The sequence below is a fragment of the Streptomonospora salina genome, assembly GCF_014204715.1.
In the GTDB taxonomy this organism is placed as follows: domain Bacteria; phylum Actinomycetota; class Actinomycetes; order Streptosporangiales; family Streptosporangiaceae; genus Streptomonospora; species Streptomonospora salina.
Genome location: NZ_JACHLY010000001.1, coordinates 4,359,688 through 4,385,994 on the forward strand (window position 1 = coordinate 4,359,688; position 26,307 = coordinate 4,385,994).

The following is a 26,307-nucleotide window of genomic DNA, read 5'->3' on the forward strand; positions in this document are numbered from 1 at the left end:
AACCCACGACTTCAACGTGTTCCGCCGGACCCCGTGCTTCTCCTCGATCTCCTCCCACCGCAGCAGCCGGCGATGAGCCCTACCCATCCGCATCGTCCTCGCCCTCCTGAACCACGGAGACGCGCCCCTCGGCGTCAATGACCAGTTCGCCCCGGTTGTACGCCTCCAGCAGCGTTCGGACCAGCCAAGGAAACGTCCTCGGTCCGAACTGCCGCTCCGCGCGGTCCTTAGCGCCGTACCACAGGTCGTTCTCGGCGCGAACGTGCTGAGTCGGCGCCTGCCCCGTCGCCGGACGCCCCACCACGCTCTCACTCCCATCTGAACGCTTTCGTTCACTACAGGTTAGGAGCCGCTGAGCATGCCGGAGCCCCTGAACCAGTGGGGCTCAGGGGCTCAAAGAGACTGGTGTAACCCGCCTGCGAACATAATCGTCCCCAGAACCGGCGCTCGTCGTGTCTGGCTAGCCGACCAGCGCCGAGTTTCGCATGGCGGCGAGCAGCTTCTCAGAGTCGAACTCGCCGTCCTTGACACCTTCCACGAACGCATCCCACTCGGCTCGGGTGAAGGCCAGAGCCGGCCGGTCCGGGTTCTTGGAATCTCGGACAGCGAAGACGATCTCTTCGTCAGCCTTGTTCGCCGTTGCCGCGTCTCGGCCCTCGGCGGCAGCTACCTCCACGCAGTCGCCGCCGTTGTTCCCACTGCGGCGGCTCTTCCGCCACTGGGCACGGGACAGGTCCATCAGGGACACCCGCACTCTCTTATCGCTGGTTGGTTCACTGGAGTTCCTTCGCCGCCTGCTTGAGCATGGACAGTGACTCCGGGCCACTGATGGCCTTCTCGCGCAGGTGGTCAAACATCAGGCTATACCGGCGAACTTCCTCAAGCTTCTCCACGTAGAGGCTTCCGGTCTGCTCCTCCAGGTACACGACGTCCGGATCCTCGTCTTGAGGGAACTGGAGGATCTTGAATGACCCCAGCATGCTGGCGTGCTCACCCTTGTTGAAGGGGCAGATCTGGAGGGTGACGTTGCGGAGCTCGCCCATCGCGATCAAGTGCTCGATCTGCTCCCGCATGACTGCGCGGCCTCCGACGAGCCGCCTGATGACGCCTTCGTCGAGCACGATCCAGAGGGTCACGGGCTCCTGGGCCGTGACCCGCGCCTGGCGTGCCAGACGGACGGCGACCTGCCGGTCGATCCCATCGTCGCTGTCGGTCACCGGGGCGGTGGACAAGATCGCCCGCATGTAGGCCTCAGTCTGTAGAAGCCCAGGGACAAGCGAGAGCTGATACTCGTGTACGGCTGATGCCTCGTTCTCCAAGCCGACGTAGAACTGGAACCACTCGGGGATAGCGCCGTCGTACTGGTGCCACCATCCCTTCTCGCTGGCCTTCTTCGCCAGTTCCAGCAGCGCTTCCCGCTCCTCTCCCTCGACGCTGAACAGGCTCAGCAGGCGCTTGACGTCGCGGACGAGGACGCGGACCTTGTCAGCCTCGATGCGGTAGACCTTGGACGCCGACCAGCCCATCTCTTCGGCTACCGATTCCCAGGTCATGCCTGACTTCTCGCGAAGTCTGCGCAGCTCACCCGTGAGACGACGGGTGCGCACTGTCGGTATGTGCTTGCCCATGCCACGGACGATACACGTTCCTTGCCGATGACATGTTGCATCGAATCTATTGCATCAGTGTTGTGGAACATGCATCCTAGCGAAAGGCAGACGTCATCGGCCGCTGATCGCCGCACACAGGCGTCTTTGGGTCGAAGCGGACGCAACTGGACGGGCGAGTAGCCGTCCAGACACTGATCTCAGGCAGGGGTGATCGACATGGCGCTAGCGGCCGAGCAACACGAGAATCCGGGGGTCAACGGCTCTGCGCCTGCGAAGACGCGCTTGTCGCTGCCGCACCGGATTCCGGCGACCAACCCCGATCTGAGCAGCGTCTTCTTCGGTCACGAGCGCGACCAGATCAAGCTCGCTCGAAGCTGGTGCTGGCGGACGACCGGCCTCGCCTATGACCGCGCGTACCCGATCCTGCTGGCGCTGTCGGAGATCTACACGAACGCGATCAAACACACTGCATCAGGGCTTCCCGGAGGTCGCGTTCGGATCGACATCACCCGGCTGACCGGCAATATGCGATTGGCCGTCACTGACCAGGGGCTGCGGCCGGAACGGCCCGTCACTCTTCCGGAACCGCGCCCCACATGCATCGAAGACATTGAGGAAGCCGGGCGCGGATTGTCCCTCGTCGAAGCGGTCAGCCGCCGCTGGGGATGGGAGGGGAACCCCGGCGATCCCCTCACCGTGTGGGCTCTCTTCGACCGCAATCCGAGCCACCACGGGTGATGTGCCATGGCGTGGGACGTCGGACAAGACGCCGATCACTACCGGATCGCTTATCACCTTCAGCGCGACCTCGGGCCTCGCTGGCTCGTCATGTGGGGTCCGGGATCACACGCTTTCTGGGCCTTCTATCGCGGCCCCTCGACCGTCCGCCCGCTCTCAGCCCCGACACCGCAGCGGCTCCTCGACCACATCCACACCACGGAGAGGCATGTCGCAGCCGGCATGGACCCCTATGACCCATGCCGACCAGACCTCCGGCGTCCCGGAGCCGACACCTTCTGAGTCACCGCGTGTCTGCGCGTCCCTTGCTGCTTGGAACTTCCGCCAGGAACAACCTGACCGGAGAACACGAAGGAGAAGTGATTATGACCGGAGTCATAGCCGAGACCATCAGCGTCGACCTCCCCTCGGCGTTCAACCAAGGGTGGAACCGCCTGCCTGGAGTCACAGCCGTAGGCACACTCCTCATCATCGACCCCGGCGAGTTCTTCTTCCGGAACGAGAGCTCCACGTGGACGGTCTGCGACTGGGAAGGCGTCCGCAACGACGTCCTCAGCGCGCGGGAAACGGATGACACCACCATCGAGCAGATGGCGTTGGACTACCTGCGAGACCACGGCCGGACCACGTCCGACGCCGCCGAAGTGCTGTCCGTCGCCTGGGAGGTCTACTCCTACCTGTTCCGCAGCGAACACTTGGAAGACCCCTCGTTGCAACGGATGGGCGTTGGCGAGAAGCACCTGCGGATGCTTCGCGAGATGGGTACGGTCATGAGCCTGAACCGGGTCGAGCAGGACGGCCACATCTCCAACGTCAGCCCTGCCTGGATGTTCGGCGAAGCGTGCCGGGTCGTCTACGACGCCACCGAAACGGATGCTGAACTCGTGGACGAGCTATACCACGGTGGATGGTTCAACGAACCGCGCCGTATCGAGCAGGTGAAGGCGCACACGGCTCTCGGCGGACGGCTGGTTCACGGCTGCCAGTCGAGCGTCTACAAGAACATGGCCGGAGGCGCCGTCGTGCCGTTCGGAGCCGACATCGACCGGTTCCGAACAGAACTGGGCGACTTCCGCGACGAGTGGATCCAGAAGGTAAGGGACTGTGCCAAGTAGTACCGACGAACAGGGGCGGGCGGCGGAAGTCGCCCGCCCCTCGACGCAGACGCTGCGGTCAACCCTGGAGCCCCAGATCGACCAATCGATCGTGGGACGTGAGGACATCCGCGTCTGGGAGCAATCCGGCGTTGAGCGGCTCCGGCTGGACGACGGACAGACGGTCGTCCTCAAGTACGCGATCGGGGATTTCGACGAGAGGGATGCCCTGACGCATGTGGCGGAGAACGGCGTACCCGTTCCGCGACTGCTCGCCGACTACGCCCAAGCGGACGGCAGTGTTCTCATGCTGTTGGAGGATCTTGGCCCTGAACTGCGTGCCCCCACGCTCGAAGACGCCGCGCAGACGGCTGTACAGATCCACATGTGTCCTGGCGTACCCGGCCGGACCGTCTTGGACAGCGCCGCACTGTCCCGACTCCCGGAAAAGACGCTGGCCTGGATCGGCGACCTGCGGGAAGCCGGTCGCTGGGGACCGGACGAGGCGGGCGACATCAAGGACGACCTCGAAAAGATCGCCCGTGTCGCTGACCGTCGCGCGAGGGGAGCTGAGGAACCGCCGTTCGGCTTGTGCCACTCGGAGTTCCACCCCACGTCGATCCACATCGGTAACAGCGGCCGGAAGATCCTTGATTGGGCACGCTCCTACACCGGTCCAGGGCTCTTGGACCTCGTGTCCTGGCAAGGCACTTCAGAGCCGCTTGACCTCGGTGCCGTCTCCTCGCTGATCGACGCCTACATCGCCGCTGGTGGTCCGCCGGAAGCTGCGCACGCGCGGGGCGACCTCCCCGCGCACGTCTGGGCAGGTGGCTGGGACAAGATGTGGATCATCGAATGGTTCCTTGAGGGGACCGTGCGGTGGATCGCTGACCCCGCCGACGACGCCGGAATCCAAGACATGATCCGTGTCCATCTGAAGGAAGTGGTCGAGTGCCTGACGGACTGATGCAGATCCATCCTGTTGAACGCCTCGTCCTACCTGACGGCGGAGAGGCCGACATCGATGCCGAACTCGTGCCCCTGATGCGAGCCCTGTGGTCTTTGGGTCTCAGCACCCTCGGATGCTGCCAAGACCACGGCGAAGCGATCGGAGACAACGGGCACCGGTCGCCGACCTCGGCTCAGGACCGGCAACGCCACGCCGACTTCTACCGTGGCTACGTGTGGCTGAAGATGCCGAACGACGACGCCAAGGCACTCGTGGCCATTCTGGGCGAGCATCCCGCGTTCGCTCATCGCGTGCGGCGCTGGACCCACCCTGAGGCGTGGATGAACATCGTCTACATGTTCCCCGAGGACGAGGGCGGTGGAGCCGAACTCGCCGACGCGGCGCAGCTTCACTTTCCTCGCTCGCAGCTCAGCGAGTTGGTAGGTGTCCTTTTCAGTGCGGACCAACGGGAATCCGAGACCGAACAGGCAGCGACCCATCAGGCACCGTAGCCTGATGGGCTCCTCGCCGGTGCAATGATCGCGGAACGCGGGGCGACTTCGGTAGACCGAGGAAAACTCCGCGTTCCGTTGTCTTCAGAGCCGGATGCCGCCGCTGACGTTCCCGGCCTGCACGACCCTGCCCCTCACGGTGCCCGAGACGGAGTTGCGAACGCTCTGGGCGGAGTCCTCGCCGCCGTGGCCGGTCTGGGTGACCTCGCCCTCCACTTCGCCAGTGAAGGTGTTCTCCACTGAAGGCGCCGCATCCGGTCGGCCGTTCGGCGGGAACTCTGCGTCGCAATAGTCGCAGGAGACAGGGCCGTCCTCGGTGAGCTGAGTCAGGCCCCGTGTCCCGCATCCCGGGCACTGCATGCCGAGTTGTCGCGGCTCGACAGCTAGGGCGAGCGCGCGGCGCGCGGACCGCACTGCACGCAGAAGCGCGCGCGCCGCACCGAGAGCACCCAACGCGGCGAGGTGGCGGTGCGGACGCGCGGCCAACCGTGAGGCCGCCGACGCGATGCCCGCGACGGTGCGAGCGGCCGGACGCCCGGTCAGAGCCGACCAGTCGGCCACGGCGTCGGTGATGGCGGCGGTGAGGTCGATGAAGTGCTCGCTCGCCGGCGTCGAGGAGCCGAACCCGGACCGGGTGACCGGGGCATCGGTCGGACGGGCGAGCGTCTTGGGAGTCTCGGCTTCGAGAAGCCGCAGCAGAGCCGGAGCCTCGCGCAGCGTGTCCACGACGGTGCTCACGCAGGCGTCACAGAACAGGTCGTCGGGTCGGGCGCCGTCACAGGCGTCGCGAATGGTGCAGGACATCAGGCGCTCGCTTTCGCGGCCGGGCAGATGTGGCCGAGGACGTAGCGGTACTCGGGCGTAATCTCGTCGGGGTTCACGATCCGGGTGAGGATCACACGACGCGTGGTCTCGCGGACGCGGTACACGTCGTGGCTGGAGACCAGCGACCAGGCGGCGGCGTCGGCCGGGTAGGTCTCGGGGGCGATCCGGGAGTAGACGCCTTCGATCCAGCCTTCGAGGACGTGCGTCTGGCAGCGGCGGCATCGCGTGCGGACGGGTGCGGTGTCGAGCACGGTGGCCTCCTTGCGGTGACCGTTCCGGTCCTCTCCCCGGTCCATCCCCCCGCCCCCTCTAAAGAGGGGGGGCGGTGGGTGGGAATGGGCGACGGCGGGAGGGAAACGTTGGGAATGTGGGAATCACGGGCGGGTGTCGGCGTCCTCGGCGAGGCGGACACGGGTGCTGCGGCCGTCCTTCTCGAAGACGACCGTGCCCTTGGTGACCAGACCGTTCAGCACCCGATAGAAGCTGGACTGCGGCATTCCCGACACGTCCATGAGAGTGCGTGTCGTCGGGGCCTCCAAGTTGGAGAAGTGGGAGTGAAGCAGGGAAACAACCGTGTCCTCCGAACGGCTGATTCCCACCCCGTTTTGGGAGGCGACGACGACTGAGTCGGCTACCGGGTTGAGGGACAGCCGCACGAGGTCGTCAACGGGTCCGTCCTTGCGTTTGGTGCGCTTGAGCTGGATCAACCGGCCGTCGCCCTCGGTCTGATAGACCGTGTCCACTCCGGCCTCCAGCGCGGAGGAGCCGCGGATCGTCTGTCGATCTTTCCCAGTGTGGTGAATGGCGAGAACGGTCCCGCCGTCGCCGGTGGCCTCGCGGATCTCATAAAGGGCGTCCACGGCCATGCCCATGTCGCGCGCACTGTTCTCGTCGCCGCCGACCAGGCACCGGGCGAGGGTATCGACGATGACGTGGGCGATGCCGTGTTCGCGAACCTGCTCGCACAGCTCGGCGACCTCGCCGGGCGAGAGCAGATTCACCGGCCGGGTCAGAATCATGAACCCGTCATCGGTGAGCTTGGTTCGCCAGGCGTACTCCCAGGCGTCGATGCGGCGCTTGAGCCCGTAGGCACCCTCGGCGGCGACGTAGAGAACCGTACCGGTTTCCTGGATGGGGCGGGTCTGCCAGGCCAGACCGGTGGAGATGCGCGCACCCCAGTCCAATGCGATGAAGCTCTTGCCGCTTCCCCAGGGGCCGGCGAGGAGCACGACGGAGTGCTGATCGATAGTGCCTTCGATCAGTGGGCGGGGTTCGGGCAATAGCGCAAGACCTGAGCGCGGGATGATGCGCGCGGCGATCCCGCGCGCCTGGAGGTGCCGTTCGGCGCGGACCTGGGCGGCGTACTCGTGCAGGATCGCTTCGATGTCTTCGCGGGGAATGTGCGCCATCACGGGCTCCCTGCGACGGCCTTGGCGCGGCCGGAGGCGATGGCCTGTGTGATCTCGCGTTCGGTGCGGCCTTGGGACCGTCCGATGTCGCGGATGCGCGGCTCCAGTGCGGTGAGATCGACGGTGCCTTTCGACTCGTCCAAGGCAAGGCGGAAGATCCGGGATACGAAGGTGTCGTGGCGCTCTCCGTCGGGGGCGAGCGCCATGTCTTCCAGTGCACGCTCCGCATAGGTGGCGTTGGGAGGCGCCCCCCGGTAGTGGGTCGCTCCCGGGGGGCGCGTGTCTTGGCTGCGGCGGCGCTGGTTGACGCCTTGTAGCGCGTATCCGAGCCATCCCGGCATCGCGGCCGGGGGCGCGTCGATGAGGTAGTCGTAGGGGCGTCCGCCCACCGTCGATCCGGGACCGAGGACGTAACCACCCTCGGCACGGATATCGATCAGCGGCGCGAGGACACCGGCGGAGTTGCGGATGGCGAAGTTCGGCGCCGCCTGGAAGTAGAAGTGCATGCCGCCCGACGGCGTCATCACCACCATGGTGCCGAGCAGATCGAAGTCGCCGCGTGATAGCTCGTGTCCGGCTTGCTCGATCAGGTAGCAGTAGGCGTCCGTGCCATCCCAGTATTCTCCGGCGACGCTCGCCCAGTCGCTCGGCCATCTCCAGTCGTCGCTCTTAGGACGGTCGCAGTCCACGACGACCAGGTGTGAGGCGCCGCAGGAGATGCCGATGTTGTGGTCGGGGTGAGCGGCCCAGTGGTCGGCGATCCCCTCCGGGTCGTTGATAGCGGCGGTGACGCCGCCCGTGCATGCCGGGATTTTGCTGTTCGGCTGGCATGGGAACAGGTGGTATCCGGCGCGGACAAGCGCGTCGGCCCATTGCTGCTGCGGTGTAACCACGCGATGTCCCCCTTCATCGTCACGGTCGGATGCGTGAACAAGGGGGCCTCAGCGCGCCCCCAGAGCGCTGAGACCCCCGATCCAGGGATGGTCTAGAACGGTGGCTGGTCAGAAGCCGGGGGCGCAGCCGTGAAGGGGCTCTGCTGGGCAGGCTGCGGAACGGCCGGTGCCTGCGGCTGCTGCGGAGGCGCGGCCGGTTGCTGCGGTTGCGACGCGGCCTGCTGCGGTTGCGGTGCGGCCGGTGGCGGCGCCTGCTGCTGGTTCGGGCGCCGTGCCAGGTAGGCGCGTGCGGTCGCCGAGTCCTGCTCGGTGGGGTCCAGCAGGCGCCACGGTGCGTTCTGCCCCGGCTTGGCCTGCCCTTGCCCCATCCTGCCGAGCACCATTGCCACACCGCCGTCCAGAGCGGCGCGGAGCTGGCCCACCAGCCCTCTGCCGAAGACCATCACGTCCTCGTGCGTGGTTTCGGCGTCCGGGCCGTCCAACTCGGCGATGGTGCAGCGGACGGCTTCCTTCGAGCCGTACATGGTGAGAACGTCGGGCTCGTGGGACAGGGGGCGGATCAGCAGCAGACGACCCTGGAGGTCAGCCGCCTTGACGCCGGTCGATGCCGTCGGCGTTGGCGGGGGAGCGAAGGGGTCGGTCATGGTCACGTCTTCCTTTCTGTGCTGGGTCCGGGGCATCCGACGCTCAAATCCGTAGAGCCGGGGCGATAGAAGTCGCACCACGGGCACAATCGGCTCGGCTTCGCCGGGACCTTGGCCGGAGCCGTGCCCTCCAGCGAGTTGAGCCGGGCGAGGGCGGATTCGGCGATGCTCGGTTCGACGCCGGCCGACCAGACGTACAGATCACTCAGGCGACCATCGACGGGCAAGAACACCAGCGCCGTCGCGGCCGGGTCCTCACCGGCCTCGGTGAGTCCGGCCGCATAGATCTGCGACTGCACGATGTAGCCGCGCGGCGGTCCCTGCTTGCGGATGGTGCGCAACTTGTCGAGCTTGCACGTCTTCCAGTCCACGACCAGGCGGCGCCGCCGGTCGTAGAGGTCGGGAGTGCCCTGCACGCCCTGATAGGTGATCGGGTACTCGATCAGGTAGCGGCCGGTTCCGCCGTCCAGGGCGTCGAACAGGTTCGCCATCCAGGTGTGGACAGCCGTGCCTACGATCGCTGCCCACGGGTCGGCTTCCAGGTTCACAGGGCGCCTGCCCGTGAGTGTGTATGCCAACTGCCGATCGCACTCGGTGCCCAGCGATGAGGGACCGGGGCGCCGCTGTAGGCTGCGCGGCGACTTCGCCGAGCGCGACCAGATCACCTCTTGCAACCACTCGCCGACCCCCGGATCGGCCTTGCCGACAGCGAGTGCGGTCTCGCCGTCGGGAGCGCTCCCGATTTCTGCCGGAGTGGTGAAGGGGTCACTCATACGCCACACCTCGCAAGCAGGACAGCGAAGGCTGTGAATACCAGGAGCACGACCGCGCCGTAGGCCACGGCGAAGGCACCCCAGCGGGGAGGGTGCTCAGTCATCGCGCACCTCCGCCGTCAGGTAGTGCAGCAGCAGCCGCGCGAACCCCTCTCCGTCGAGGACGACATACCAGCGCGCCGGATCGGTCGCACCGCGGCGCTTGATCCAAGCGGCGTATACGTCGGTTCCGGCCTCGGCCGCCTGGGATCGCGCTGAGTCCAGCGCTCCGGCGATGTCCAGCCGCTTGGTGCTCTTCACCTGAATTGCGGTGTAAGGAACACCTCGGATGTCGCCTACGTCGTTCCGTCCGCGTAGCGGGTGCCGGTCGATCAGCTCGATCAGGTGCGGCAGCCAGACCCCGAGGTAGCCGCGCAGGAAGCGGACGACTGCGGTCTCGGCCTTGGTGCCCTTGTTCCGTGCGGTGCTCACGCGGCGACTCCCTGCGGGAGTTCCACCGTGAAGCGCGTGCGCAACCGAGTCTCGGTGACCGTCTCGGCGATCTCGGGCCAGGACTCGCGCAACGCTTTCGTGTTGACGCGCCGCTCTTCATAGGCCGACCAGCGCGCGACCGTGCGGCCTTGCAGCGTCGCCAGGCGTGCGCCGATCTCCTCGGGCTCGCCCACCTCCTTACGCAGGCGGTCCTCGACGTCGGCATAGCGCGCCCGCGCGGCGGCGAGCACGGTCGCGGCTTCGGCGAGCTCGGTGATCAGTCCGGAGGTCGATGCACTGCCATCCATGGGGACCGTCACCTCCGGTGCGTGCGACTCACTCACGTCCGACCCCCTGATAGGAGGTCTGGCCGGCCACGAGTGCGAGAGTCAGCGAACACGTCGAGAGCCGGTCATCGGCCTGGGCCGAGGCGATCAGGCTCTCGATTGACTCAGTGTCTCCGTTGAGACGTGCCGAAATCATCCGCAGTGACCACCCCAGTTCATAGGGCATCTCGTCGATGCACTCGGAGGTGGCAGTGCTGCCGAGGGTGAACGCGAACGCGCTCAACGTATAGAAGTCGTCCCCCTCGGGTGCGGGTAGTCCTGCGGTAGCCTGGTCCAGGACGGTACCGAGCATCGCTCGGATACCGGCGTCGCCGTCGAGCGCGTAGATCATGACGAACGCAGCATGGACCCTGCGCTGATCCTGCTCCTTGGCCGCTGTGAGGAGCGTGTCGGCGAATTCGGCGTAGCCGAGGTTCATCTGTTCCCCCCTGTGCCGTGTTGCGGGGCGTCAACACGGCTTGCGCTAGTGGCTGTGTCGCTGAGAAGCTGCGACAGCTTGGCCAGTGCTCGTTCCCGCCGTTTGTAGGTCTCCTCAGTGATGGGAGTGCGGGAAAGTAATTCGCTAAGCTGCGACGATGCTGGTTGGGTCTCCTCCACCGGGTTCGCCTTCCTTTGACTCGGTAAACAGCTCATCGACGGTGGCGCCGAGCGTGTTGGCGATCCTCCAAGCGACGCGTGGGTTGCAGCCGCGCTTGCCTTGAGAGATGAGCGTGATGTGGGCCTTGGAGCAGTGCGCTCGACGCGCAAGCTGAGAACGGGTGACATCCGCGATGCGGATGAGCTCAGCGAAAAGGTCGGGTGATCGGACATGAACATACGGATGCGCCATCAAGCCCTCCTTGGTGTCCTGCGCACCAGAAGCGAACTGGACGTTTGTCCCTCGCATCCCATAGTTCACTCTTTTAACTAAGGCGCTCGCAAGCCGCGGACGTGCGGGGTTTCCGAGTCTGTAAACCTTCTGTTACTGACATTCGAGCCCAGCGGGTGTATCTCGCTGGGCTCGGTAAAATATTCATCTTCGTCTGGTTTGTGCCCTGATGAGGGTTTACATGACTGTCGTAACGATTTGGGTTGACTAGGCGGCGATGACCGTTACGCGCCTGCGATCAAACCGGTTGCCAGTCTTGCCCGTCTTGTGCACCCATACTTCGCGGATCGCAGCCGTCACCATGTGTTGACGTTCCTCTAGAGAGGCCGCTTCCCACATCTGCGCGGCGCGCTCAGGGGTGATGACGGCATGAGCCTGGGTATCGGCGGAACGCAACTCCTCCAACCGTGTGGCGAGCGGTGCGCGCTGCGCGGTGAAAGTGTCCAACGTCGTCTGGAACCGGTCCGCCGGCAGACTTCCGGAAGCCATCTTGGTCATCAGCGCGTCGACCGACGCGTCCAGGTTGGCTACCTGCTCCTCAAGCCGCTTGCGCTCGGACGTCATCGTGGCAAGCATCGCCGCGTCGCGTTTTCCCCGATCCGGGTCGGCCCACCATGCCAGCGTCGCCTCCACGACCATGGCTTCAAGGTTGGATGCCGTGATCACCTGATAGCAGCCTGCCCGTCGCGGCGCCTGCCCGTTGTAGTTGCACCGGTAGGTATGCCGCCGATGCCCCTGACTCGCCTTGACCCATCCAGCGGTCATGGTCGAACGACACCCTGAGCACCAGACCAACTGGAGACCGCCGAGAAGGCTGTCTCGCGCGGGCTGGACCGGACGGCCCCGCGTACGCGCCGTGAAGTAGGCAATCAACCGGTCATAGGTCCGCTGGTCGAAGATCGGATCGCCTTCCAGCCTTCCCACAGACTTGCCGTCGGCGGTGATGACGCCGACGTTGATCGGTCGCATCATCACGTCACGGAACTTGGCATGGTCGAAGTTCAGGCCGCCTCGGGTCTGCCCCTTGCGCTTCCCTGTCTTGTAGACGCTGGTCACGGTCCGGATGCCCTCCTCCTCCCACTTCTCCAGGCACTGCCGGACCGTCCAGCTCTTGTCCAGCAGCCAGGCCGCCGCACGCCGCATCGCATCCGCCTCGGCAGGGTGGTGCTCGTTGGCGTAGACATCGATGAAGCCGAACCGGCGCGGTGACCCGCCAAGGATCTCCCCGTGCCTGGCCTTGGTGCGCATGGTGACTTTCACACGGCGGCGAAGCCGGAAGATCTCCCGCTCCGCGCGGTTTACCGCATCGCGGAAGTCGGTGACCCCCTTGTCGGTCGCGAGGTCATAGCGGTCGTCGGGCGACCAGATGAGGAAGGTGGTAAAACCGCGCTGGCGCACCATGCGGATAAGCGACTCTCCCAGCCATCCATCCCGTACCGCACGATCCACGTCCCATACCGCGAGCCCGCCGTAGTCCCCGCTCTCCAGCATCGCGAAGACCTTGGTCCAGACGGGGCGCTCGGGCGCGTCCCAGGCTGCGGACATGTCGTTCTCTTTGAAGGTCCTGTCCAGCAGCGCCACCTTCTGTTCCTCGGACGCGAACCGCATCTCCTCGTCCTGGCGATTGACGCCTGTCTCCCGCCCTTTGGCGTCCCGGCTGATCCGGGCGTAGGGGACGAGTGGCAGACCTCCGAGGTCAATGGGGGTGACGGCGCGTCTCTTGAAACTAGCCATAACGGTAAACAACTCCCAGCTAGGTCAGTAAACACCTATAACGGACCGTCAGCCTTAAAAGGTATAAAAGGCTCGGCCCCAACGGGGCCGGGAAGTCGACGCTGCTGCGGCTGGTGGCCGGGACGCTGCGCCCGCGCTCGGGCCGGCTCGACGTCGGCGGCCACGACCTGAGGCGCGCCCGGGCTCGGCGCGGGATCCGGCGGCTGGCGGGTTACCTGCCCGAGCGCCCGGCGCTGTATCCGCACCTGACCACACGCGAGTACCTGGACTACACGGCGCTGCTGAACGGTGTGGCCCACGTCCGGCGGCGCCGCGAACTGGCCGACCACGCCATGGAGCGGCTCGCCCTGACTTTCGAGGCGCACACCCGCGTCGCCGCGCTGTCCACGGGCACCCGCCAGCGCGTCGCCCTCGCCCACGCGCTGCTCGGGGCGCCGCCGCTGCTGGTCCTGGACGAGCCCACCGCCGGGATGGACCCGCTGCACCGTTACCGGGTGCGGGAACTCGTCGCCGAGCTCGCCCGCACGTCCACGGTGGTGCTGTCGACCCATGACCTCGACGACGTCCGGCGCCTCTGCGGCCGGGTGGCGGTGCTGCGCGCGGGAACCGCCGTGTTCACCGGGTCGCCCGGGGAGCTGGCTGCGGCTGCGGGCCCCGGCCGCGGCCTCGAAGGCGCCTACGCCGCAGCGGTGTCGGGCGCGACCGCGGACCCGCGCACCGGTTCCCGGTGAACCCGGTCGGGGCGGACGGCTACGTACGGGGTGCGATGCGGCCGGTACCGAGGACGCCGGCCGCCTACACGCCGGGAACGGAGGCAGGATGAGCGAGCCAGAGCGGCGGGGGCCGACTCGGACCGGAGGGCCGGCCGCACCGGTAGGGGCCGTCGACGCGCCGTCGTGGTCCACGGTCACCGCCACCGAGTCCCTGCGACTGTGGAGGCGGTTCCCGCTGTGGATGACGGTCGGGCTGCCGGTGGGCCTGGTACTGCCGCAGGGACTCGTGGCGGTGCTGTCCCCGGAGGGGCGCCAGGGCTTCGTGTGGGATGTGTGGTTGCAGGTCGTCCTGATGTTCTGGGGAATCCTGCTGCCGATGGCCGCCGCCCTGTACGCGGCGGCGGCGGTGCGCCAGGACGACCAGGCGCGGCTGCTGCTCTACTCCTACGGTTTCCCCCGCAGCCGGCTCCTGCTCGGAGAATTCACCGCCGTGGCCGCGATGAGCCTGGTGAGCGCCGCACTGCTGACGTGCCTCTTGTGCGTCCTGTGCGTCCTCTTCGGCCAGGCGGGCGAGCTTCCGCTGGTCGTGGCCGCAGGCATGCTGCCGTGGCTGGCGAGCCTGGCGACGCTCGCGCTGTGCCTGGTAGTCGCCCACGCCTGGGGATTCACCGCGGCCACGTGCACCGGCGTGGTCGGCATGGTGTTCGGCGCGCTGCTGGCGGACAAGCCGGTGTGGTGGGCGATCCCGCTCGCCTGGCCGATGCGGGCCGTGGTCCCGCTCGCGGGCGTCGAGGCGTCGGGGGTCCCCCTGCCCCCGGACGCACCCCTGCGCGACATGACGGTGCTGCCGGTGGCCGTGGGCCTCTCCGCCGCGCTGACCGCCGTGCTCCTGGCCGTCGGCTCCCGCTATGTGAACCGGAAGGAATTGTGATGACCGAGGCGCTGCGCGTGACCGGGGCGTACAAGTCCCTGGGCGGCAATCGAGCGTTGAACGGCGCCGGACTCACCGTGAACCCCGGCGAGGTCTACGGGCTTCTGGGGCCCAACGGGGCCGGCAAGACCACCGTGATGAAGGCGATCGCAGGCCTGGCCAGCTTGGACTCGGGCGAGATCGCCGCGTTCGGGCGCCCGATGGACGCCCGGTCGCGCGGCGAGGTCGGGACCCTCGTCGAAGGGCCGGCGCTGTGGCCCCACCTCGACGCGCTGGAGCACATCCGGGTGCACGCCCGGCTGCGCGGGGTCCCCCGGGAGTGGGGGTATGCGGCCCTGCGCGCGCTGGGTATGGACGACGTGGCCCGACGCCGGACCTCGGCCTATTCCCTGGGCATGCGGTGGCGCTTGGGGATCGCGCTGGCGCTGCTCGCCCGTCCGCGGCTGCTCGTGCTGGACGAGCCCACGAACGGGCTGGACCCGGTCGGGACGCGCGACATCCGCACGCTGCTGCGGGACCTGGCCGCGGAGGGGGTGGCGACGCTGGTATCCAGCCACCAGTTGGACCAGGTCGCCCGCACCTGCGATCGCGTCGGCGTGCTCGTGTCGGGCAGCACGGCCTACGAGGGCCCGCTCGACGGACTGGCCGCCGGCGGCGACCTGGAGAGCGGGTTCTTCGACCTGGTCACCCGCTCCGATGCCGGAGTCCGGTGAGAACCCCCGCGCCGCGGCGCGTCAGGTCGCCGCGAGAGAGCGGGCGTAGTTGACCGTCTGGGTGACCTGGACGAGCGTCTGCGGGCCCTGCGCCGGAACCATGGTGGAGTGGTAGACGCCGTCGCCCTGCACGGTGACCTGGATGTTGCCGGTGGTCTTCTCCTCCTTCATGAGGAGGAAGAGCAGGCCCAGCACGCCCACGCCGCAGAACCAGATGAAGATGACCAGCGACACCACCGTGAGGACGATGCCGGTCTGCGAGACGCCCTGGGTGGTGTGGGTCATATCGGTGACGGTCCAGGTGCTGCCCTTGATCGGCAGGCGGCCCGCCGGAGTGACCACGGACGTCCGGGTGATGGCGATGTCGCCGACGGTGGTGAGGACGGCGTCGCCCCCGTGTTCGTAGGGCGCCTGCCACCCGCCCGCCTGGGGGCCGTGGCCGTAGGGGATCCCGCCTCCGGCGGCGGGATCGCCCGCGTAGCCGCCGGGGGCCGGGCCCGGCTGGGCGTAGGGATCGTCCTGGAAGGACTGATTATAGGGATCGCCCGGATCCGAGGGAGACGGAGGGTAGCTCATAATCGCCGATTCTCCCAAAGCCCGGCCGTCTCCGGAACCGTATGGCCGCACCGCGCCACCGCCGCAGCGCCCGTGTGGCCCGGATCGCCGTGCCGAGGCGGCCGCCGCCCGGAGACCGGTCGCGGGCGTCTGCCAGGATGGGCGGCGACGGCACGGAGGAACGCGGTGGGAGTCCGCGGCTGTCCCGCAACTGTCAGAGCCCGCGCTCCGCAGCCGGAGCGTCGCCCGAGCCAGGAACTCCGTCCGTCGTGCCCATGTCCGGTCACGGGGCGAGGACCCCGGCTAGCCAGAGAAGGACGACCACGCGTGGCTACCATTCTGCTGCTGTCCACCGCCGACACCGAGCTGCTGGCGGCGAGGGCCGCAGACTCCGGCTACCGCACAGCCAACCCCGCCCGCACCGAACCCGGCGACCTCGGTGAACTGCTCGACGGCGCCGACATCGCCGTCGTGCGGCTGCTGGGCGGCAGCGAGGCCTGGCCCGGCGGGCTGGAGCGGCTGCGCGCCCACGGCGTCCCGCTGGTCGCCCTCGGCGGCGAAGCCGCACCCGACGCCGAGATGATCGCGCACTCGTCGGTTCCCTCCGGTGTCGCCACCGACGCCCACGCCTACCTGCGCGAAGGCGGCATCGCCAACCTGCGCGAACTCGCGCGGTTCCTGTCCGACACCGTGCTGCTGACCGGCGAAGGCTTCCAGCCGCCCCAGGACATGCCCGAGTACGGCGTCCACGAGACCGGCCCGCGCGCCGACGGGCGGGCCGCCCCGCAGCCCGCCGCCGACGCCCCCACCGTGGCCGTGATCTTCTACCGCGCCCACGAACTCTCCGGCAACACCGGCTTCGTCGACACGCTGTGCCACGCCATCGCCGACGCCGGCGGCGCGCCCCTGCCGGTCTACTCCGGCTCCCTGCGCGGGCTCACCCGCGACAGCCACCCCGGACTGTTCGCGATCCTCGACCGCGCCGACGCCGTCATCACCACCGTGCTCGCCGCCGGCGGCGCCGTGGCCGCCGACGCCAGCGGCGGCGGCGACGAGGACGCCTGGGACGCCGGTGCGCTGGCCGCCCTGGACGTGCCGATCCTGCAGGGCCTGGTGCTGACCTCCAGCCGGGAGCGCTGGCAGGCCTCCGACGCCGCGCTGACCCCCATGGACGCCGGGATGCAGGTGGCCATCCCCGAGTTCGACGGCCGGCTGATCACCGTGCCGTTCTCGTTCAAGGAGATCGCCGACGACAGCGGCATCCCCGTCTACGCCGCCGACCCCGAGCGCGCCGCCCGCATCGCCGGGATCGCGGTCGGCCACGCCCGCCTGCACGCGGTGCCGCCCGCCCGCCGCCGCCTCGGCGTGGTCCTGTCCTCCTACCCCACCAAGCACTCCCGCGTCGGCAACGCCGTGGGCCTGGACACCCCCGCCTCGGCCGTGCGCCTGTTCCGCGAGCTCGCCGGACGCGGCTACGACCTGGGCGAGGACGACGCGCTGTGGCGGGTTCCGGGACCCGAGGAGGACCGCCGCGAGGACGACGGCGATCCCCTCATCCACGCCCTGATCCGCGCCGGGGGCCATGACGTGGAATGGCTCAGCGAGGACCAGCTGGCCGTGGCCACCAACCGGGTTCCGCTGGAGGACTACCTGCGGTGGTTCGAGGCGCTCCCGGAGGCGCTGCGCACCGCGGTCACCGAGCACTGGGGGCCGCCGCCCGGCGACCTCTACGTCGACGACTCCCGCGGCCGCCCCGAGATCGTGCTGGCCTCGCTGCGGTTCGGCAACGTCGTCATGATGATCCAGCCGCCGCGCGGATTCGGTGAGAACCCCGTCGCGATCTACCACGACCCCGACCTGCCGCCGTCCCACCACTACCTGGCCGCCTACCGCTGGCTGGAAGCCTCCCCCGAGACCGGCGACGGCTCCGCCCCCGGCTTCGGCGCCCACGCGGTGGTGCACCTGGGCAAGCACGGCACCCTGGAGTGGCTGCCCGGCAAGGGGCTGGGGCTGGCGGCCGAGGACGCCCCCGACGCGGTGCTGGGCGACCTCCCGCTCGTCTACCCGTTCATCGTCAACGACCCCGGCGAAGGCACTCAGGCCAAGCGGCGCGCCCACGCCGCCGTCGTCGACCACCTGGTCCCGCCGATGGCCCGCGCCGACACCTACGGCGACATCGCCAAGCTGGAGCAGCTGCTCGACGAGTACGCCATGGTCAACGACCTCGACCCGGACAAGGCACCGGCGCTGCGCCAGCAGATCTGGACGCTGATCAAGGCCGCCGAGCTCCACCACGACCTGCACCGCGACGAGATGCCCGGCGACGACGAGTTCGACGACTTCGTCATGCACGTCGACGGCTACCTGTGCGAGATCAAGGACGTGCAGATCCGCGACGGGCTGCACATCCTCGGCGACGCGCCCGAGGGCGAGCCCCGGATCAACCTGGTGATGGCGGTGCTGCGCGCCTCCCAGGTGTGGGCGGGGCAGGTCGGCGCGCTGCCGGGGCTGCGCGCGGTTCTGGCCGGGGCCTTCGGCCTCGACGAGAAGGTGCTGCTGGCCGAACCGGGTGCGCAGGCGGAGGTGCCGGCGGAGCTGAGCGGGCTCGTCGACGGCCCGGCGCGGACGGCCTCCGACGCCCTCGACCTCGTCGACACGCTGGCCCGCCGCCTCGTCGAGGCCATGGAGGAGCGCGGCTGGGCGCCCGAGGAGGCCGAGCCGACCGTCGCCCGCGAGCTCGGGTCGGCCGTGCCCGCGGGGGAGTCCGTCGAACAGGCGGTGCGCGTGCTGGGCTTCGCCGCCGAGGAGGTCGTTCCGCGGCTGGCCGCCACCCGCGACGAGATCGGCGCCGTGCTGCACGCCCTGGACGGCGGCCACGTCCCCGCCGGCCCGTCCGGGTCGCCCACCCGCGGCCTGGTCAACGTGCTGCCCACCGGCCGCAACTTCTACTCGGTCGACCCCAAGGCCGTGCCGTCGCGCAACTCCTGGGATGTCGGCCAGTCCCTGGCCGACTCCCTGGTGCGCCGCCACCTCGACGACAACGGCGACTACCCCCGCTCGGTGGGGCTGACGGTGTGGGGCACCGCCGCCATGCGCACCCAGGGAGACGACGTCGCCGAGGTGCTGGCGCTGCTGGGCGTGCGTCCCACCTGGGACGACGCCTCGCGCCGGGTCACCGGGTTCGAGATCGTGCCGCTGGAGGAGCTGGGGCGGCCGCGCATCGACGTCACGATGCGCATCTCCGGGTTCTTCCGCGACGCCTTCCCGCACGTCATCGGCATGGTCGACGACGCGATCAAGGCCGTCACCGAGCTCGACGAGCCCGCCGACCGGAACTTCCCGCGCGCCCACGCGTTGGCCGACCACGCCGGCCACGGGGACTGGCGGCGCGCCACCACCCGCATCTTCGGATCGCGCCCGGGCGCCTACGGCGCGGGTCTGCTGCCGCTGATCGACGCCCGCAACTGGCGCGACGACGCCGACCTCGCCGAGGTCTACGCGGTCTGGGGCGGCTACGCCTACGGCCGCGGGCTCGACGGCCGCGAGGCGCGCACGGACATGGAGGCGTCCTTCCGCCGTATCTCGGTGGCCGCCAAGAACCAGGACACCCGCGAGCACGACATCGTCGACTCCGACGACTACTTCCAGTATCACGGCGGCATGGTCGCCATGGTCCGCCGGCTGACCGGCGCCAACCCCGCGGCCTACGTCGGCGACTCCGCGGTTCCCGACCAGGTCAAGACCCGCACGCTGGGCGAGGAGACCCGCCGCGTCTTCCGTGCCCGCGTGGTCAACCCGCGCTGGATCGCGGCCATGCGCCGCCACGGCTACAAGGGCGCTTTCGAGCTCGCCGCCACCGTCGACTACCTGTTCGGCTACGACGCCACCGCAGGGGTCGTCGACGACTGGATGTACGCCAAGCTCGCCGAGAGCTACGTGTTCGACCCGCAGAACCGCGAGTTCCTGGAGGAGTCCAACCCGTGGGCGCTGCGCGGCATGACCGAGCGGCTGCTGGAGGCCGCCGACCGCGAACTGTGGGAGAACCCCGACCCGCAGACGCTGGAGCGGCTGCGCGAGACCTACCTCGCCTTGGAGGGCGACCTGGAGGACGAGGACTGAGTCGTGTCCTGGCGCGTCCGCCCTCGCGTGCCCGGTGCGGGCGCCGCGCACGCCGCCGCGCGCCGCGCGCCCGTGCCGCCCGCGTCCGGAATGTGAGCCGCAGCTGTGTGGTTGCTCACTAGTAGCGGGTAGGTTGAGACCAAGCCGTGTCCGGACGGGAGGTCGGTAACCATGCCGATGTGGGCCCTCTGGCTGATCGCGGCCGCCGCCCTGGGCGTCGCCGAGGTCTTCACCCTCACCCTGGCGCTGGGCCTGCTGGCCGTGGCCGCGCTGGTCGCCGGCGTCGCCGGCGCCGTGGGCATGGGCTTCGTCGGGCAGGTCCTCATCTTCATCGTCGCTTCGCTCGCCGGGCTGGTCGTGGTGCGTCCCATCGCCAAGCGGCACCTGTACCAGCCGCCGCCGCTGCGGTCGGGAACCGACCGGCTCGTGGGGCAGTCGGCCGTCGTGGTCGACGAGGTCACCGGCGAGCAGGGCCGCGTCAAACTCTCCGGCGAGGAATGGTCGGCCCGCTGCATCGACGAGGACACCGTGATCCCGCCGGGAACCCGGGTCGACGTCATGGAGATCGACGGAGCCACGGCCGTCGTCTACCCCAGGGAAGCGCTGCCGTGACCGGGCCGCGCTGCACACCGTCCCCCGTCATCCGCTCGGCCACCCGGAGGTAGCCATGGGGATCGAAATACTCTTCATCGTCATCGCTGCGCTAGTCGTACTCGCAGTCGTCTCGACGGTGCGGATCGTCCCTCAGGCACGCGCGTACAACATCGAACGGTTCGGCCGCTTCCAGCGCACCCTGAGGCCGGGGCTGAACTTCATCATCCCGGTCGTCGACCGCGTCAACACCAAGTACGACCTGCGCGAACAGGTCTTCTCGTCCAAACCGCAGCCGGTGATCACCGAGGACAACCTCGTCGTCAACATCGACACCGTGCTCTATTACCAGATCACCGAGCCGCGGGCAGCCGCCTACGAGGTGGCCAACTACCTCGCGGCCATCGACCAGCTCACCGTTACCACGCTGCGCAACGTCATCGGCGGCATGGACCTGGAGCGCACGCTGACTTCCCGCGAGGAGATCAACTCCATGCTGCGGGGCGTCCTCGACGAGGCGACCGGGAAATGGGGGATCCGGGTCAACCGCGTCGAGATAAAGGCCATCGACCCGCCGCCCTCCATCAAAGAGGCGATGGAGAAGCAGATGCGCGCGGAGCGCGACAAGCGCGCCGTCGTGCTGCACGCCGAAGGCGAGCGCCAGCAGCGCATCCTCACCGCCGAGGGCGCCCGCCAGCAGGCCATTCTGGAGGCCCAGGGCGACCAGCAGGCGCGCATCCTGCGGGCCGACGGCGAGGCCCAGGCCGTCGAGCGGGTCTTCCAAGCGGTCCACGCCAACAACGCCGATCCCAAGCTGCTCGCCTACAAGTACCTGGAGATGCTGCCGCACCTGGCCAACGGCGAAGGCAACACCTTCTGGGTGATCCCCGGCGAGCTCAGCCAGGCGGTACAGAACGTCAGCAAGGCCTTCGCCTCCGAAACCGGCGCCGCAGCGCCCACCGGTTCCGAGCAGGAGGGTGCCGGGGAATCCGGTGAGCAGGCCGGCGAGGAGTCCCCGGCGGAGCTGACCGCAGCCCAGAATCGCGAAACGGCGACCCGGGCCGCCGACCACGCCGCCGAGATCGCCGCTGAGGCGGTGGCCAACGCCCGCCAGGAGGCCGCGGCCGCGGCGGGCGACGCGTCCGGCCAGGTTCCGGGGCAGCGTGCGACCGCCTTCGAGGGCGGACACGACGGCGACACGGAGAGCCCCAGCCGGTAGCCGGCGCGGCACCGCCGGGAGCGGGCGGCCGATCCGGCCCGCCCCGCCCGGCGGTGCGCGGGCCCGGGCCGCGGCCCGGGTGCGGGCTCAGGTCAGCAGCAGCTTGCCGGTCGTGCGCCGCGCCGCCAGGTCCTCGTGGGCGCGTGCCGCCTCGGACAGTGCGTAGCGCCCGCCGACACGCACCTCCAGCCGGCCGGATTCGACGAGCCCGAACACGTCGGCGGCGCGCTCCAGCAGCTCCGCACGGGTGGCCACGTAGTGCGCCAGCGACGGCCGGGTCAGATACACCGACCCGGCGGTGTTCAGCCGCTGCGGGTCCACCGGCGGCACGGCGCCGCCGGCCTGCCCGAACAGCGCGAGCACGCCGCGCATGCGCAGCGACGCCAAGCTCGCCTCGAAGGTGCCGGCGCCCACCCCGTCGTAGACGGCCGCCACCCCCTGGCCGTCGGTCAGCTCGCGCACCGCCGGCGCCACATCGGCGGTCGTGTAGTCGATGATCTCGTCGGCGCCGGCCTCGCGCGCCAACCGCTGCTTCTCCCCGGTGGAGGCGGTTCCGATGACCGTGGCGCCGCGCGCCTTCGCCAGTTGGACCAGCAGCAGCCCGGTACCGCCCGCGGCGGCGTGCACCAGCACGGTCTCGCCGGGTTGGACCGCGTAGGTCGCGTGGGTCAGGTAGTGCGCGGTCATGCCCTGCAGCAGGGTGGCGGCGGCCTGCTCGGCGGTGACGCCGTCGGGCACGGGGACCAGCCGCTGCACCGGAACCACGGCCTGGTCGGCGTAGCCGCCGGGCAGCATGGCCCAGGCGACCCGGGCGCCTGCGGCGAACTCGGTGACGCCGGGCCCGACGGCGGCGACGCGGCCGGCCGCCTCGACCCCCGGGGTGAAGGGGGTGGGCACCGAGTAGGCGCCGCTGCGCTGGTAGACGTCGATGAAGTTGACGCCGCGGGCGTCGACGTCGACCAGCACCTCGCCGGCCCCCGGATCGGGTGTGTCGATGTCGGCGAGGCGCATGGCCTCGGGGCCGCCCTGCTCTTCGATGACGATGGCGCGCATGCCTGACCTCTCTGAGTGCTGCGTCATGGGGCTTGTCCGTGCAGGTGCTGCCGGCCTGCACAGGACCAGGCTAGGTCGCGAACACCGCCCTCGGCCGCCCCGGTCCTCAGGCGGTGTCGGCCGCCGTGCCTCCGGTTTCCGGGCCGCCGAGGCGCTGGAGCTCGAAGCGGTGGAACCCGACCATCGGCGTGTCCTCTTCGCTGCCGGTGCGCTTGAGCCGGATCCCCGTCCTGCGCGGCCGCTCCTCGGTCGCGTCGTCGGGCAGCGGGTCGGGGTCGACGGCTTCGAGCGCGTGTTCGCCGTTGACCCACAGGTCGAGGTCCATGGTCCCGGCGTCCTCGTCGGGTTCGCAGGTCAGCGTCACCGTGTTGAGGACGGGATCCGCGTCGTCGCCGTCCTCCAAGGGGGAGGAGTCCTCCGGCCGCGGGACGTAGCCGTCGACCTCGTCGGTCGAGGCCAGCGCCGCCTCCCCGGCGGGGCCGCCGTCGCGCCGGAGTTCGGCGCCGCCGCCGTCGAACCGGACCAGCGCCTCGTAGGAGGTGCTCTCGTCCTCGTCGTCGGCCTCCTGGAGGTGGCACCAGACACCGAACTCGCTGTAGTCGGGGCCGGCGAGCACTTCGACGTCGGCTTCGACCCGGGCGGCTTCGGGGAATTCGCCCTCGTAGGGCGGGGTGTCGCCGATGGTGCCCCCGAAGTCGTTGGTCTCGGAGATGCGCAGGATCAGCCCGTGGTCGGGGTGGTAGGCCCGCTCCAGGTACTCGTCGTCGGATTCGTACTCGTCGACGTCCCAGCCGTTGGTGGCGAAGTCGTCCTGGTAGACGAGGGTGCCGTCGGGCGGCCCGCCGCCGAGTAGCAGTGCGGAGCCGATCACACCGCCCGCCACCAGTACCAGCACGGTCGCCGCGGCGCCCAGGAGCATGCCGGTGCGGCGCCTCCTGCGGGGCGCGGGGCCGCCGGGAGTGCCCCCGCCGCCCGGACCGCCCGGACCGCCGGGCGTCGCGGGGCCGCCGTAGCCCGCGGCCGGCTGCCCGTAGGGCGGCGAGACCGGTCCCGGCCCGTAGGGCTGCTGCCGGGGACCCGGCTGCGGCCCCTGCGGTCCCGGGGGGCCGGGCGGGGCCTGCGGTCCCGACGGGCCGTACTGGGGCTGGGGGCCGGACGGGTGGCCGTAGGGCTGCTGCTGTGGTCCGGCCGGGGGGAAGCCGCCGGGCGGCGCGTATCCCGCCTCGGCGCCCGGCGGGGGGCCGTGCGGCGGCTGCCACTGCGGACCGGGCGGAGGCGGCTGCGGCCCGGGTCCGCCGGCGGACCCGGGCCCGTACGGGGCCTGCGGACCCGACGCGGGACCGTCCTCCTGGGGGTAGGGCCGGGTGGCCGGTGCCGGGGATGCGGTGTCGGGCTGCTGCGGGTGGGGGGCCGGTTCGGTCGGGACCGCGTCGGTTCCGGGAGCGGCCGCGTCCCCGCCGTTCCCGGATCCGGAACCGGGCTCCGCGCCGTCGGCGGCTTCCGCCGCGGCGGCGCCGGTCGGCGCCCCGCCGGCCGCGCCCGCGGCCGCCGCGGTGGACGGCGGTGTCCAGGACTCGACCACCGTGTCGCCGGCGATCGCCTCCGCTTCGGCCGGGTCGTCCTGGCCCACCAGCATGGTCATCAGCTGCTGCGCGGTGGGCCGGTTGCGCGGGTCCTTGTCCAGTGCGCTGCGGATCAGGCCGGTCAGCTGCGCGTCCAGGCCTTCCAGGTCGGCCTCGCCGGAACTGATGAGGTGCAGCACCGCGGGGACCGTCTGCGCGTCGAACGGCGCCTTGCCGGTGCCGGCATAGGCGACGAGGCAGCCCCAGGAGAAGATGTCGGAGGCCGGGGTGATCTCGCCGCCGGCGATCAGCTCGGGCGCCAGGTAGGAGGGTGTGCCCATCAGCTGGCTGGAGCGGGTGACCGCGCTCTCGTCGTCCATGGCCCGGGCGATACCGAAGTCGATCACCTTGGGGCCCACCGCCGAGAGCAGCACATTTCCGGGTTTGAGGTCGCGGTGGACGACGCCGGCGCGGTGGATGGCGGTCAGCGCCGCCGCGACCCCCAGGGCGAGGCTCTCCAGCGTTCCCCCGGCCATGGGGCCGTCGGCGGTGACGGACTGGGCCAGGTTGGGGCCGGGAACGTACTCCGAGACGATGAACAGCGGATCGCCGTCGAGGCGGGCGTCGAGGACGCCGGCGGTGGAGAACCGGGCGACTTTGCGGGCGGATTCGACTTCGCGCGCGAACCGGCGGCGGAAGTCGGAGTCGTCGGTCAAGTCGGGGTGGATCAGCTTGACGGCGACCTGCCGGTCGGCGGAGTCGCGGGCCAGGTAGACGGTGCCCATGCCGCCCCGCCCCAGTCTGCCCTCGATGCGGTAGTCGCCGAGCTCCTGGGGGTCGCCGGTGCGCAGGGGTTTGGCGCGCTCGTGCCCGTTGTCCGTCACAGTGCTGAGTTCCTTAGGCCAGGGGGAATTCGCGTCATAGCGTACAGACGCCCGGAGCGGGCGTGTCGGAGCCGATTGCCGGGCTTCGTCGAGCTTGGGGCGGGTGCATGTCGATTTTAGACAGGCCGCGCCGCATCCGGGTTCCGCATACTCCGGATATCGGCTATCGTTAGAACACGTGTTCGAATCCAGGGTCTGTCCTTCCCCGCAGGCCGGAGCCTCCCGCGGGAGGCCGCAGCTGAGGGGAGTGTCGCCAGTGGGCCACGTCTACGGTGTGCCGGTCGCCGTCACCGAGCGCGAAGGACGGCCGGTGCGCTTCGTATGGGACCGCCGCGTCTACAACGTCCGCCACGTCGTCGACCACTGGATCACCCTGCGCTCCGACTGGTCGCGCGCGACCCGGGGCAACTTGCCCCAGCGCGCCCATTGGCGGGTCGAGGCGGGATCGACCCGTGCCCGGGGGGTGTACGAACTCCAGCACGACTCCGCCTCCGACGCGTGGCTGCTGGCCCGCGTCTGGGACTGATCCGGCCGGGCGCCGGTCCGGTACCGGAACCGAACCGGCGCCCGGTGTCCGCATCCGGCCGCCGCCCGCGGTACCCGGTCGCCTGCTCGAACTCCCGGCCGATCTCCCGCACCCGGTGGACGATGCGGGTGCGCTCGGCCTCGGCGCGGGCTGCGTCGGAGCCGGCGAGTGTGCGGCCCTCCGCGATGCCGCCGGCCAGGCCGGGTTCGAGCCGGTCGCGCGCACGGTCCAGCGGGAGGGGGACCGGCGCGGTGTCGACCCCCCAAGCGCGCGGCGGCGGGCGGATCGCGCCGGGGAGGCAGGGTGCGGTGCGCACCGGCCGACGCGGTGGGGACGGTCCGGGGGCGGTATGAGACTCTTGGGAGCGGTGCCGGCGCTGGGCGGATCCGGCCGCACACCCTGCGGTCGAGCCCCCAGCACGCAGGAACCCGGTGCGAATCCGGGGCGGTCCCGCCACTGTGACCGGGGAGCGGCCCGCAACGAGCGCCACTGCCGGACGTCGTCCGGTGGGAAGGCGGCGGGCGAGCGGTGATCCGGAAGCCAGGAGACTGCGCGGCACCGGGCACGACCCCTA

At 69.8% G+C, this 26,307-nt stretch carries 26 protein-coding genes, 1 pseudogene and 2 riboswitches; of the genes and pseudogenes, 11 read left to right on the forward strand and 16 right to left on the reverse strand.

Annotated features, from left to right (window positions below; genetic code table 11):
* Positions 1 to 460: 460 nt before the first annotated feature.
* Positions 461 to 739, reverse strand: coding sequence for a DUF397 domain-containing protein (locus HNR25_RS19730; RefSeq protein ID WP_184639566.1), 279 nt, complete (start codon positions 737 to 739; stop codon positions 461 to 463).
* Positions 740 to 773: 34 nt separating this feature from the next.
* Entirely contained in the window at positions 774 to 1,628 is an 855-nt protein-coding gene (locus HNR25_RS19735; RefSeq protein ID WP_184637549.1) for a helix-turn-helix domain-containing protein, read from the reverse strand.
* Positions 1,629 to 1,826: 198 nt separating this feature from the next.
* Between HNR25_RS19735 and HNR25_RS19740 the strand changes: the two genes are divergently transcribed.
* The 4 genes from HNR25_RS19740 to HNR25_RS19755 all read left to right on the forward strand — a co-directional run bounded on the left by HNR25_RS19740 (position 1,827) and on the right by HNR25_RS19755 (position 4,903).
* On the forward strand, positions 1,827 to 2,348 hold the full coding sequence (locus HNR25_RS19740) for an ATP-binding protein (RefSeq protein WP_246464598.1): 522 nt from the start codon (positions 1,827 to 1,829) through the stop codon (positions 2,346 to 2,348).
* Between the two features lie 365 nt (positions 2,349 to 2,713).
* Positions 2,714 to 3,463 (forward strand): hypothetical protein, encoded by a 750-nt coding sequence (locus HNR25_RS19745; protein WP_184637553.1) that lies wholly within the window; start codon positions 2,714 to 2,716, stop codon positions 3,461 to 3,463.
* A complete protein-coding gene (locus HNR25_RS19750) occupies positions 3,453 to 4,409 on the forward strand; it encodes a phosphotransferase family protein (RefSeq protein WP_184637555.1) in 957 nt (318 codons plus the stop codon). The genes HNR25_RS19745 and HNR25_RS19750 overlap by 11 nt, the downstream gene beginning before the upstream one ends.
* Positions 4,394 to 4,903, forward strand: coding sequence for a hypothetical protein (locus HNR25_RS19755; RefSeq protein ID WP_184637557.1), 510 nt, complete (start codon positions 4,394 to 4,396; stop codon positions 4,901 to 4,903). The genes HNR25_RS19750 and HNR25_RS19755 overlap by 16 nt, the downstream gene beginning before the upstream one ends.
* A gap of 84 nt (positions 4,904 to 4,987) precedes the next feature.
* Here HNR25_RS19755 and HNR25_RS19760 read toward each other — a convergent pair whose 3' ends face one another.
* The 11 genes from HNR25_RS19760 to HNR25_RS19810 form a co-directional block, all read right to left on the reverse strand.
* Positions 4,988 to 5,707: a hypothetical protein gene (locus HNR25_RS19760; protein WP_184637559.1), complete on the reverse strand. Its 720-nt coding sequence runs from the start codon at positions 5,705 to 5,707 to the stop codon at positions 4,988 to 4,990.
* Complete coding sequence (locus HNR25_RS19765; protein WP_184637561.1) at positions 5,707 to 5,979, reverse strand: hypothetical protein; 273 nt, start codon at positions 5,977 to 5,979, stop codon at positions 5,707 to 5,709. The genes HNR25_RS19760 and HNR25_RS19765 overlap by 1 nt, the downstream gene beginning before the upstream one ends.
* A 123-nt stretch (positions 5,980 to 6,102) precedes the next feature.
* Positions 6,103 to 7,137 (reverse strand): AAA family ATPase, encoded by a 1,035-nt coding sequence (locus HNR25_RS19770; RefSeq protein ID WP_184637563.1) that lies wholly within the window; start codon positions 7,135 to 7,137, stop codon positions 6,103 to 6,105.
* A complete protein-coding gene (locus tag HNR25_RS19775) occupies positions 7,137 to 8,030 on the reverse strand; it encodes a bifunctional DNA primase/polymerase (RefSeq protein ID WP_184637566.1) in 894 nt (297 codons plus the stop codon). Before HNR25_RS19775 ends, HNR25_RS19770 begins: the two co-directional genes overlap by 1 nt.
* 92 nt (positions 8,031 to 8,122) lie before the next feature.
* Positions 8,123 to 8,680: a hypothetical protein gene (locus tag HNR25_RS19780; protein WP_184637568.1), complete on the reverse strand. Its 558-nt coding sequence runs from the start codon at positions 8,678 to 8,680 to the stop codon at positions 8,123 to 8,125.
* On the reverse strand, positions 8,677 to 9,447 hold the full coding sequence (locus HNR25_RS19785; protein ID WP_184637570.1) for a hypothetical protein: 771 nt from the start codon (positions 9,445 to 9,447) through the stop codon (positions 8,677 to 8,679). The genes HNR25_RS19780 and HNR25_RS19785 overlap by 4 nt, the downstream gene beginning before the upstream one ends.
* Positions 9,448 to 9,543: 96 nt before the next feature.
* The gene (locus HNR25_RS19790) at positions 9,544 to 9,918 is read right to left on the reverse strand and encodes a hypothetical protein (protein WP_184637571.1); all 375 of its coding nucleotides are present in this window, start codon (positions 9,916 to 9,918) and stop codon (positions 9,544 to 9,546) included.
* Complete coding sequence (locus HNR25_RS19795) at positions 9,915 to 10,226, reverse strand: hypothetical protein (RefSeq protein ID WP_184637573.1); 312 nt, start codon at positions 10,224 to 10,226, stop codon at positions 9,915 to 9,917. The genes HNR25_RS19790 and HNR25_RS19795 overlap by 4 nt, the downstream gene beginning before the upstream one ends.
* Before the next feature lie 28 nt (positions 10,227 to 10,254).
* A complete protein-coding gene (locus HNR25_RS19800) occupies positions 10,255 to 10,683 on the reverse strand; it encodes a hypothetical protein (RefSeq protein ID WP_184637575.1) in 429 nt (142 codons plus the stop codon).
* A gap of 144 nt (positions 10,684 to 10,827) precedes the next feature.
* Positions 10,828 to 11,094, reverse strand: a complete 267-nt coding sequence (locus HNR25_RS19805; RefSeq protein WP_184637577.1) for a helix-turn-helix domain-containing protein — start codon at positions 11,092 to 11,094, stop codon at positions 10,828 to 10,830.
* 246 nt (positions 11,095 to 11,340) lie between these two features.
* Positions 11,341 to 12,867 carry a recombinase family protein gene (locus HNR25_RS19810; protein ID WP_184637579.1) on the reverse strand — a complete coding sequence of 509 codons (1,527 nt, stop codon included), beginning with the start codon at positions 12,865 to 12,867 and terminating at the stop codon, positions 11,341 to 11,343.
* A gap of 83 nt (positions 12,868 to 12,950) precedes the next feature.
* Here HNR25_RS19810 and HNR25_RS19815 point away from each other — a divergent pair.
* The 3 genes and pseudogenes from HNR25_RS19815 to HNR25_RS19825 form a co-directional block, all read left to right on the forward strand.
* Positions 12,951 to 13,598 (forward strand): annotated as a pseudogene (locus HNR25_RS19815) (ABC transporter ATP-binding protein); the annotation flags it as partial.
* A gap of 88 nt (positions 13,599 to 13,686) precedes the next feature.
* Complete coding sequence (locus HNR25_RS19820) at positions 13,687 to 14,511, forward strand: lantibiotic immunity ABC transporter MutE/EpiE family permease subunit (protein ID WP_184637581.1); 825 nt, start codon at positions 13,687 to 13,689, stop codon at positions 14,509 to 14,511.
* Complete coding sequence (locus tag HNR25_RS19825) at positions 14,511 to 15,224, forward strand: ABC transporter ATP-binding protein (protein ID WP_184637583.1); 714 nt, start codon at positions 14,511 to 14,513, stop codon at positions 15,222 to 15,224. The genes HNR25_RS19820 and HNR25_RS19825 overlap by 1 nt, the downstream gene beginning before the upstream one ends.
* A 21-nt stretch (positions 15,225 to 15,245) precedes the next feature.
* Here HNR25_RS19825 and HNR25_RS19830 read toward each other — a convergent pair whose 3' ends face one another.
* Positions 15,246 to 15,800 carry a hypothetical protein gene (locus HNR25_RS19830; protein ID WP_184637585.1) on the reverse strand — a complete coding sequence of 185 codons (555 nt, stop codon included), beginning with the start codon at positions 15,798 to 15,800 and terminating at the stop codon, positions 15,246 to 15,248.
* Positions 15,801 to 15,955: 155 nt separating this feature from the next.
* Positions 15,956 to 16,040: riboswitch (cobalamin riboswitch) on the forward strand.
* 66 nt (positions 16,041 to 16,106) lie between these two features.
* On the opposite strand from HNR25_RS19830, the gene cobN reads away from it, so the two are divergent.
* The 3 genes from cobN to HNR25_RS19845 all read left to right on the forward strand — a co-directional run bounded on the left by cobN (position 16,107) and on the right by HNR25_RS19845 (position 21,708).
* Entirely contained in the window at positions 16,107 to 19,898 is a 3,792-nt protein-coding gene (cobN, locus tag HNR25_RS19835; protein ID WP_184637587.1) for a cobaltochelatase subunit CobN, read from the forward strand.
* A gap of 171 nt (positions 19,899 to 20,069) precedes the next feature.
* Positions 20,070 to 20,510: an NfeD family protein gene (locus tag HNR25_RS19840; RefSeq protein WP_184637589.1), complete on the forward strand. Its 441-nt coding sequence runs from the start codon at positions 20,070 to 20,072 to the stop codon at positions 20,508 to 20,510.
* A gap of 55 nt (positions 20,511 to 20,565) precedes the next feature.
* Positions 20,566 to 21,708 (forward strand): SPFH domain-containing protein, encoded by a 1,143-nt coding sequence (locus tag HNR25_RS19845; protein WP_184637591.1) that lies wholly within the window; start codon positions 20,566 to 20,568, stop codon positions 21,706 to 21,708.
* 87 nt (positions 21,709 to 21,795) lie between these two features.
* Here the strand turns inward: HNR25_RS19845 and HNR25_RS19850 are convergent, their stop codons facing one another.
* Positions 21,796 to 22,761: a quinone oxidoreductase family protein gene (locus HNR25_RS19850; RefSeq protein WP_184639570.1), complete on the reverse strand. Its 966-nt coding sequence runs from the start codon at positions 22,759 to 22,761 to the stop codon at positions 21,796 to 21,798.
* A gap of 106 nt (positions 22,762 to 22,867) precedes the next feature.
* Complete coding sequence (locus HNR25_RS19855; protein WP_184637593.1) at positions 22,868 to 25,207, reverse strand: serine/threonine-protein kinase; 2,340 nt, start codon at positions 25,205 to 25,207, stop codon at positions 22,868 to 22,870.
* A 256-nt stretch (positions 25,208 to 25,463) separates the two neighbouring features.
* On the opposite strand from HNR25_RS19855, the gene HNR25_RS19860 reads away from it, so the two are divergent.
* The gene (locus HNR25_RS19860) at positions 25,464 to 25,733 is read left to right on the forward strand and encodes a DUF6504 family protein (protein ID WP_184637596.1); all 270 of its coding nucleotides are present in this window, start codon (positions 25,464 to 25,466) and stop codon (positions 25,731 to 25,733) included.
* A gap of 421 nt (positions 25,734 to 26,154) precedes the next feature.
* Positions 26,155 to 26,284: riboswitch (cobalamin riboswitch) on the forward strand.
* Positions 26,285 to 26,307: the final 23 nt, after the last annotated feature.

Coding starts and splice junctions, on each gene's coding strand:
- HNR25_RS19845 (WP_184637591.1), top strand. CDS start 20,566: ATGGGGATCGAAATACTCTTCATCGTCATCGCTGCGCTAGTCGTACTC.
- HNR25_RS19795 (WP_184637573.1), bottom strand. CDS start 10,226: ATGGATGGCAGTGCATCGACCTCCGGACTGATCACCGAGCTCGCCGAA.
- HNR25_RS19830 (WP_184637585.1), bottom strand. CDS start 15,800: ATGAGCTACCCTCCGTCTCCCTCGGATCCGGGCGATCCCTATAATCAG.
- HNR25_RS19820 (WP_184637581.1), top strand. CDS start 13,687: ATGAGCGAGCCAGAGCGGCGGGGGCCGACTCGGACCGGAGGGCCGGCC.
- HNR25_RS19770 (WP_184637563.1), bottom strand. CDS start 7,137: ATGGCGCACATTCCCCGCGAAGACATCGAAGCGATCCTGCACGAGTAC.
- HNR25_RS19840 (WP_184637589.1), top strand. CDS start 20,070: ATGCCGATGTGGGCCCTCTGGCTGATCGCGGCCGCCGCCCTGGGCGTC.
- HNR25_RS19785 (WP_184637570.1), bottom strand. CDS start 9,447: ATGAGTGACCCCTTCACCACTCCGGCAGAAATCGGGAGCGCTCCCGAC.
- HNR25_RS19850 (WP_184639570.1), bottom strand. CDS start 22,761: ATGCGCGCCATCGTCATCGAAGAGCAGGGCGGCCCCGAGGCCATGCGC.
- HNR25_RS19805 (WP_184637577.1), bottom strand. CDS start 11,094: ATGGCGCATCCGTATGTTCATGTCCGATCACCCGACCTTTTCGCTGAG.
- HNR25_RS19740 (WP_246464598.1), top strand. CDS start 1,827: ATGGCGCTAGCGGCCGAGCAACACGAGAATCCGGGGGTCAACGGCTCT.
- HNR25_RS19735 (WP_184637549.1), bottom strand. CDS start 1,628: ATGGGCAAGCACATACCGACAGTGCGCACCCGTCGTCTCACGGGTGAG.
- HNR25_RS19745 (WP_184637553.1), top strand. CDS start 2,714: ATGACCGGAGTCATAGCCGAGACCATCAGCGTCGACCTCCCCTCGGCG.
- HNR25_RS19730 (WP_184639566.1), bottom strand. CDS start 739: ATGGACCTGTCCCGTGCCCAGTGGCGGAAGAGCCGCCGCAGTGGGAAC.
- HNR25_RS19825 (WP_184637583.1), top strand. CDS start 14,511: ATGACCGAGGCGCTGCGCGTGACCGGGGCGTACAAGTCCCTGGGCGGC.
- HNR25_RS19760 (WP_184637559.1), bottom strand. CDS start 5,707: ATGTCCTGCACCATTCGCGACGCCTGTGACGGCGCCCGACCCGACGAC.
- HNR25_RS19810 (WP_184637579.1), bottom strand. CDS start 12,867: ATGGCTAGTTTCAAGAGACGCGCCGTCACCCCCATTGACCTCGGAGGT.
- HNR25_RS19800 (WP_184637575.1), bottom strand. CDS start 10,683: ATGAACCTCGGCTACGCCGAATTCGCCGACACGCTCCTCACAGCGGCC.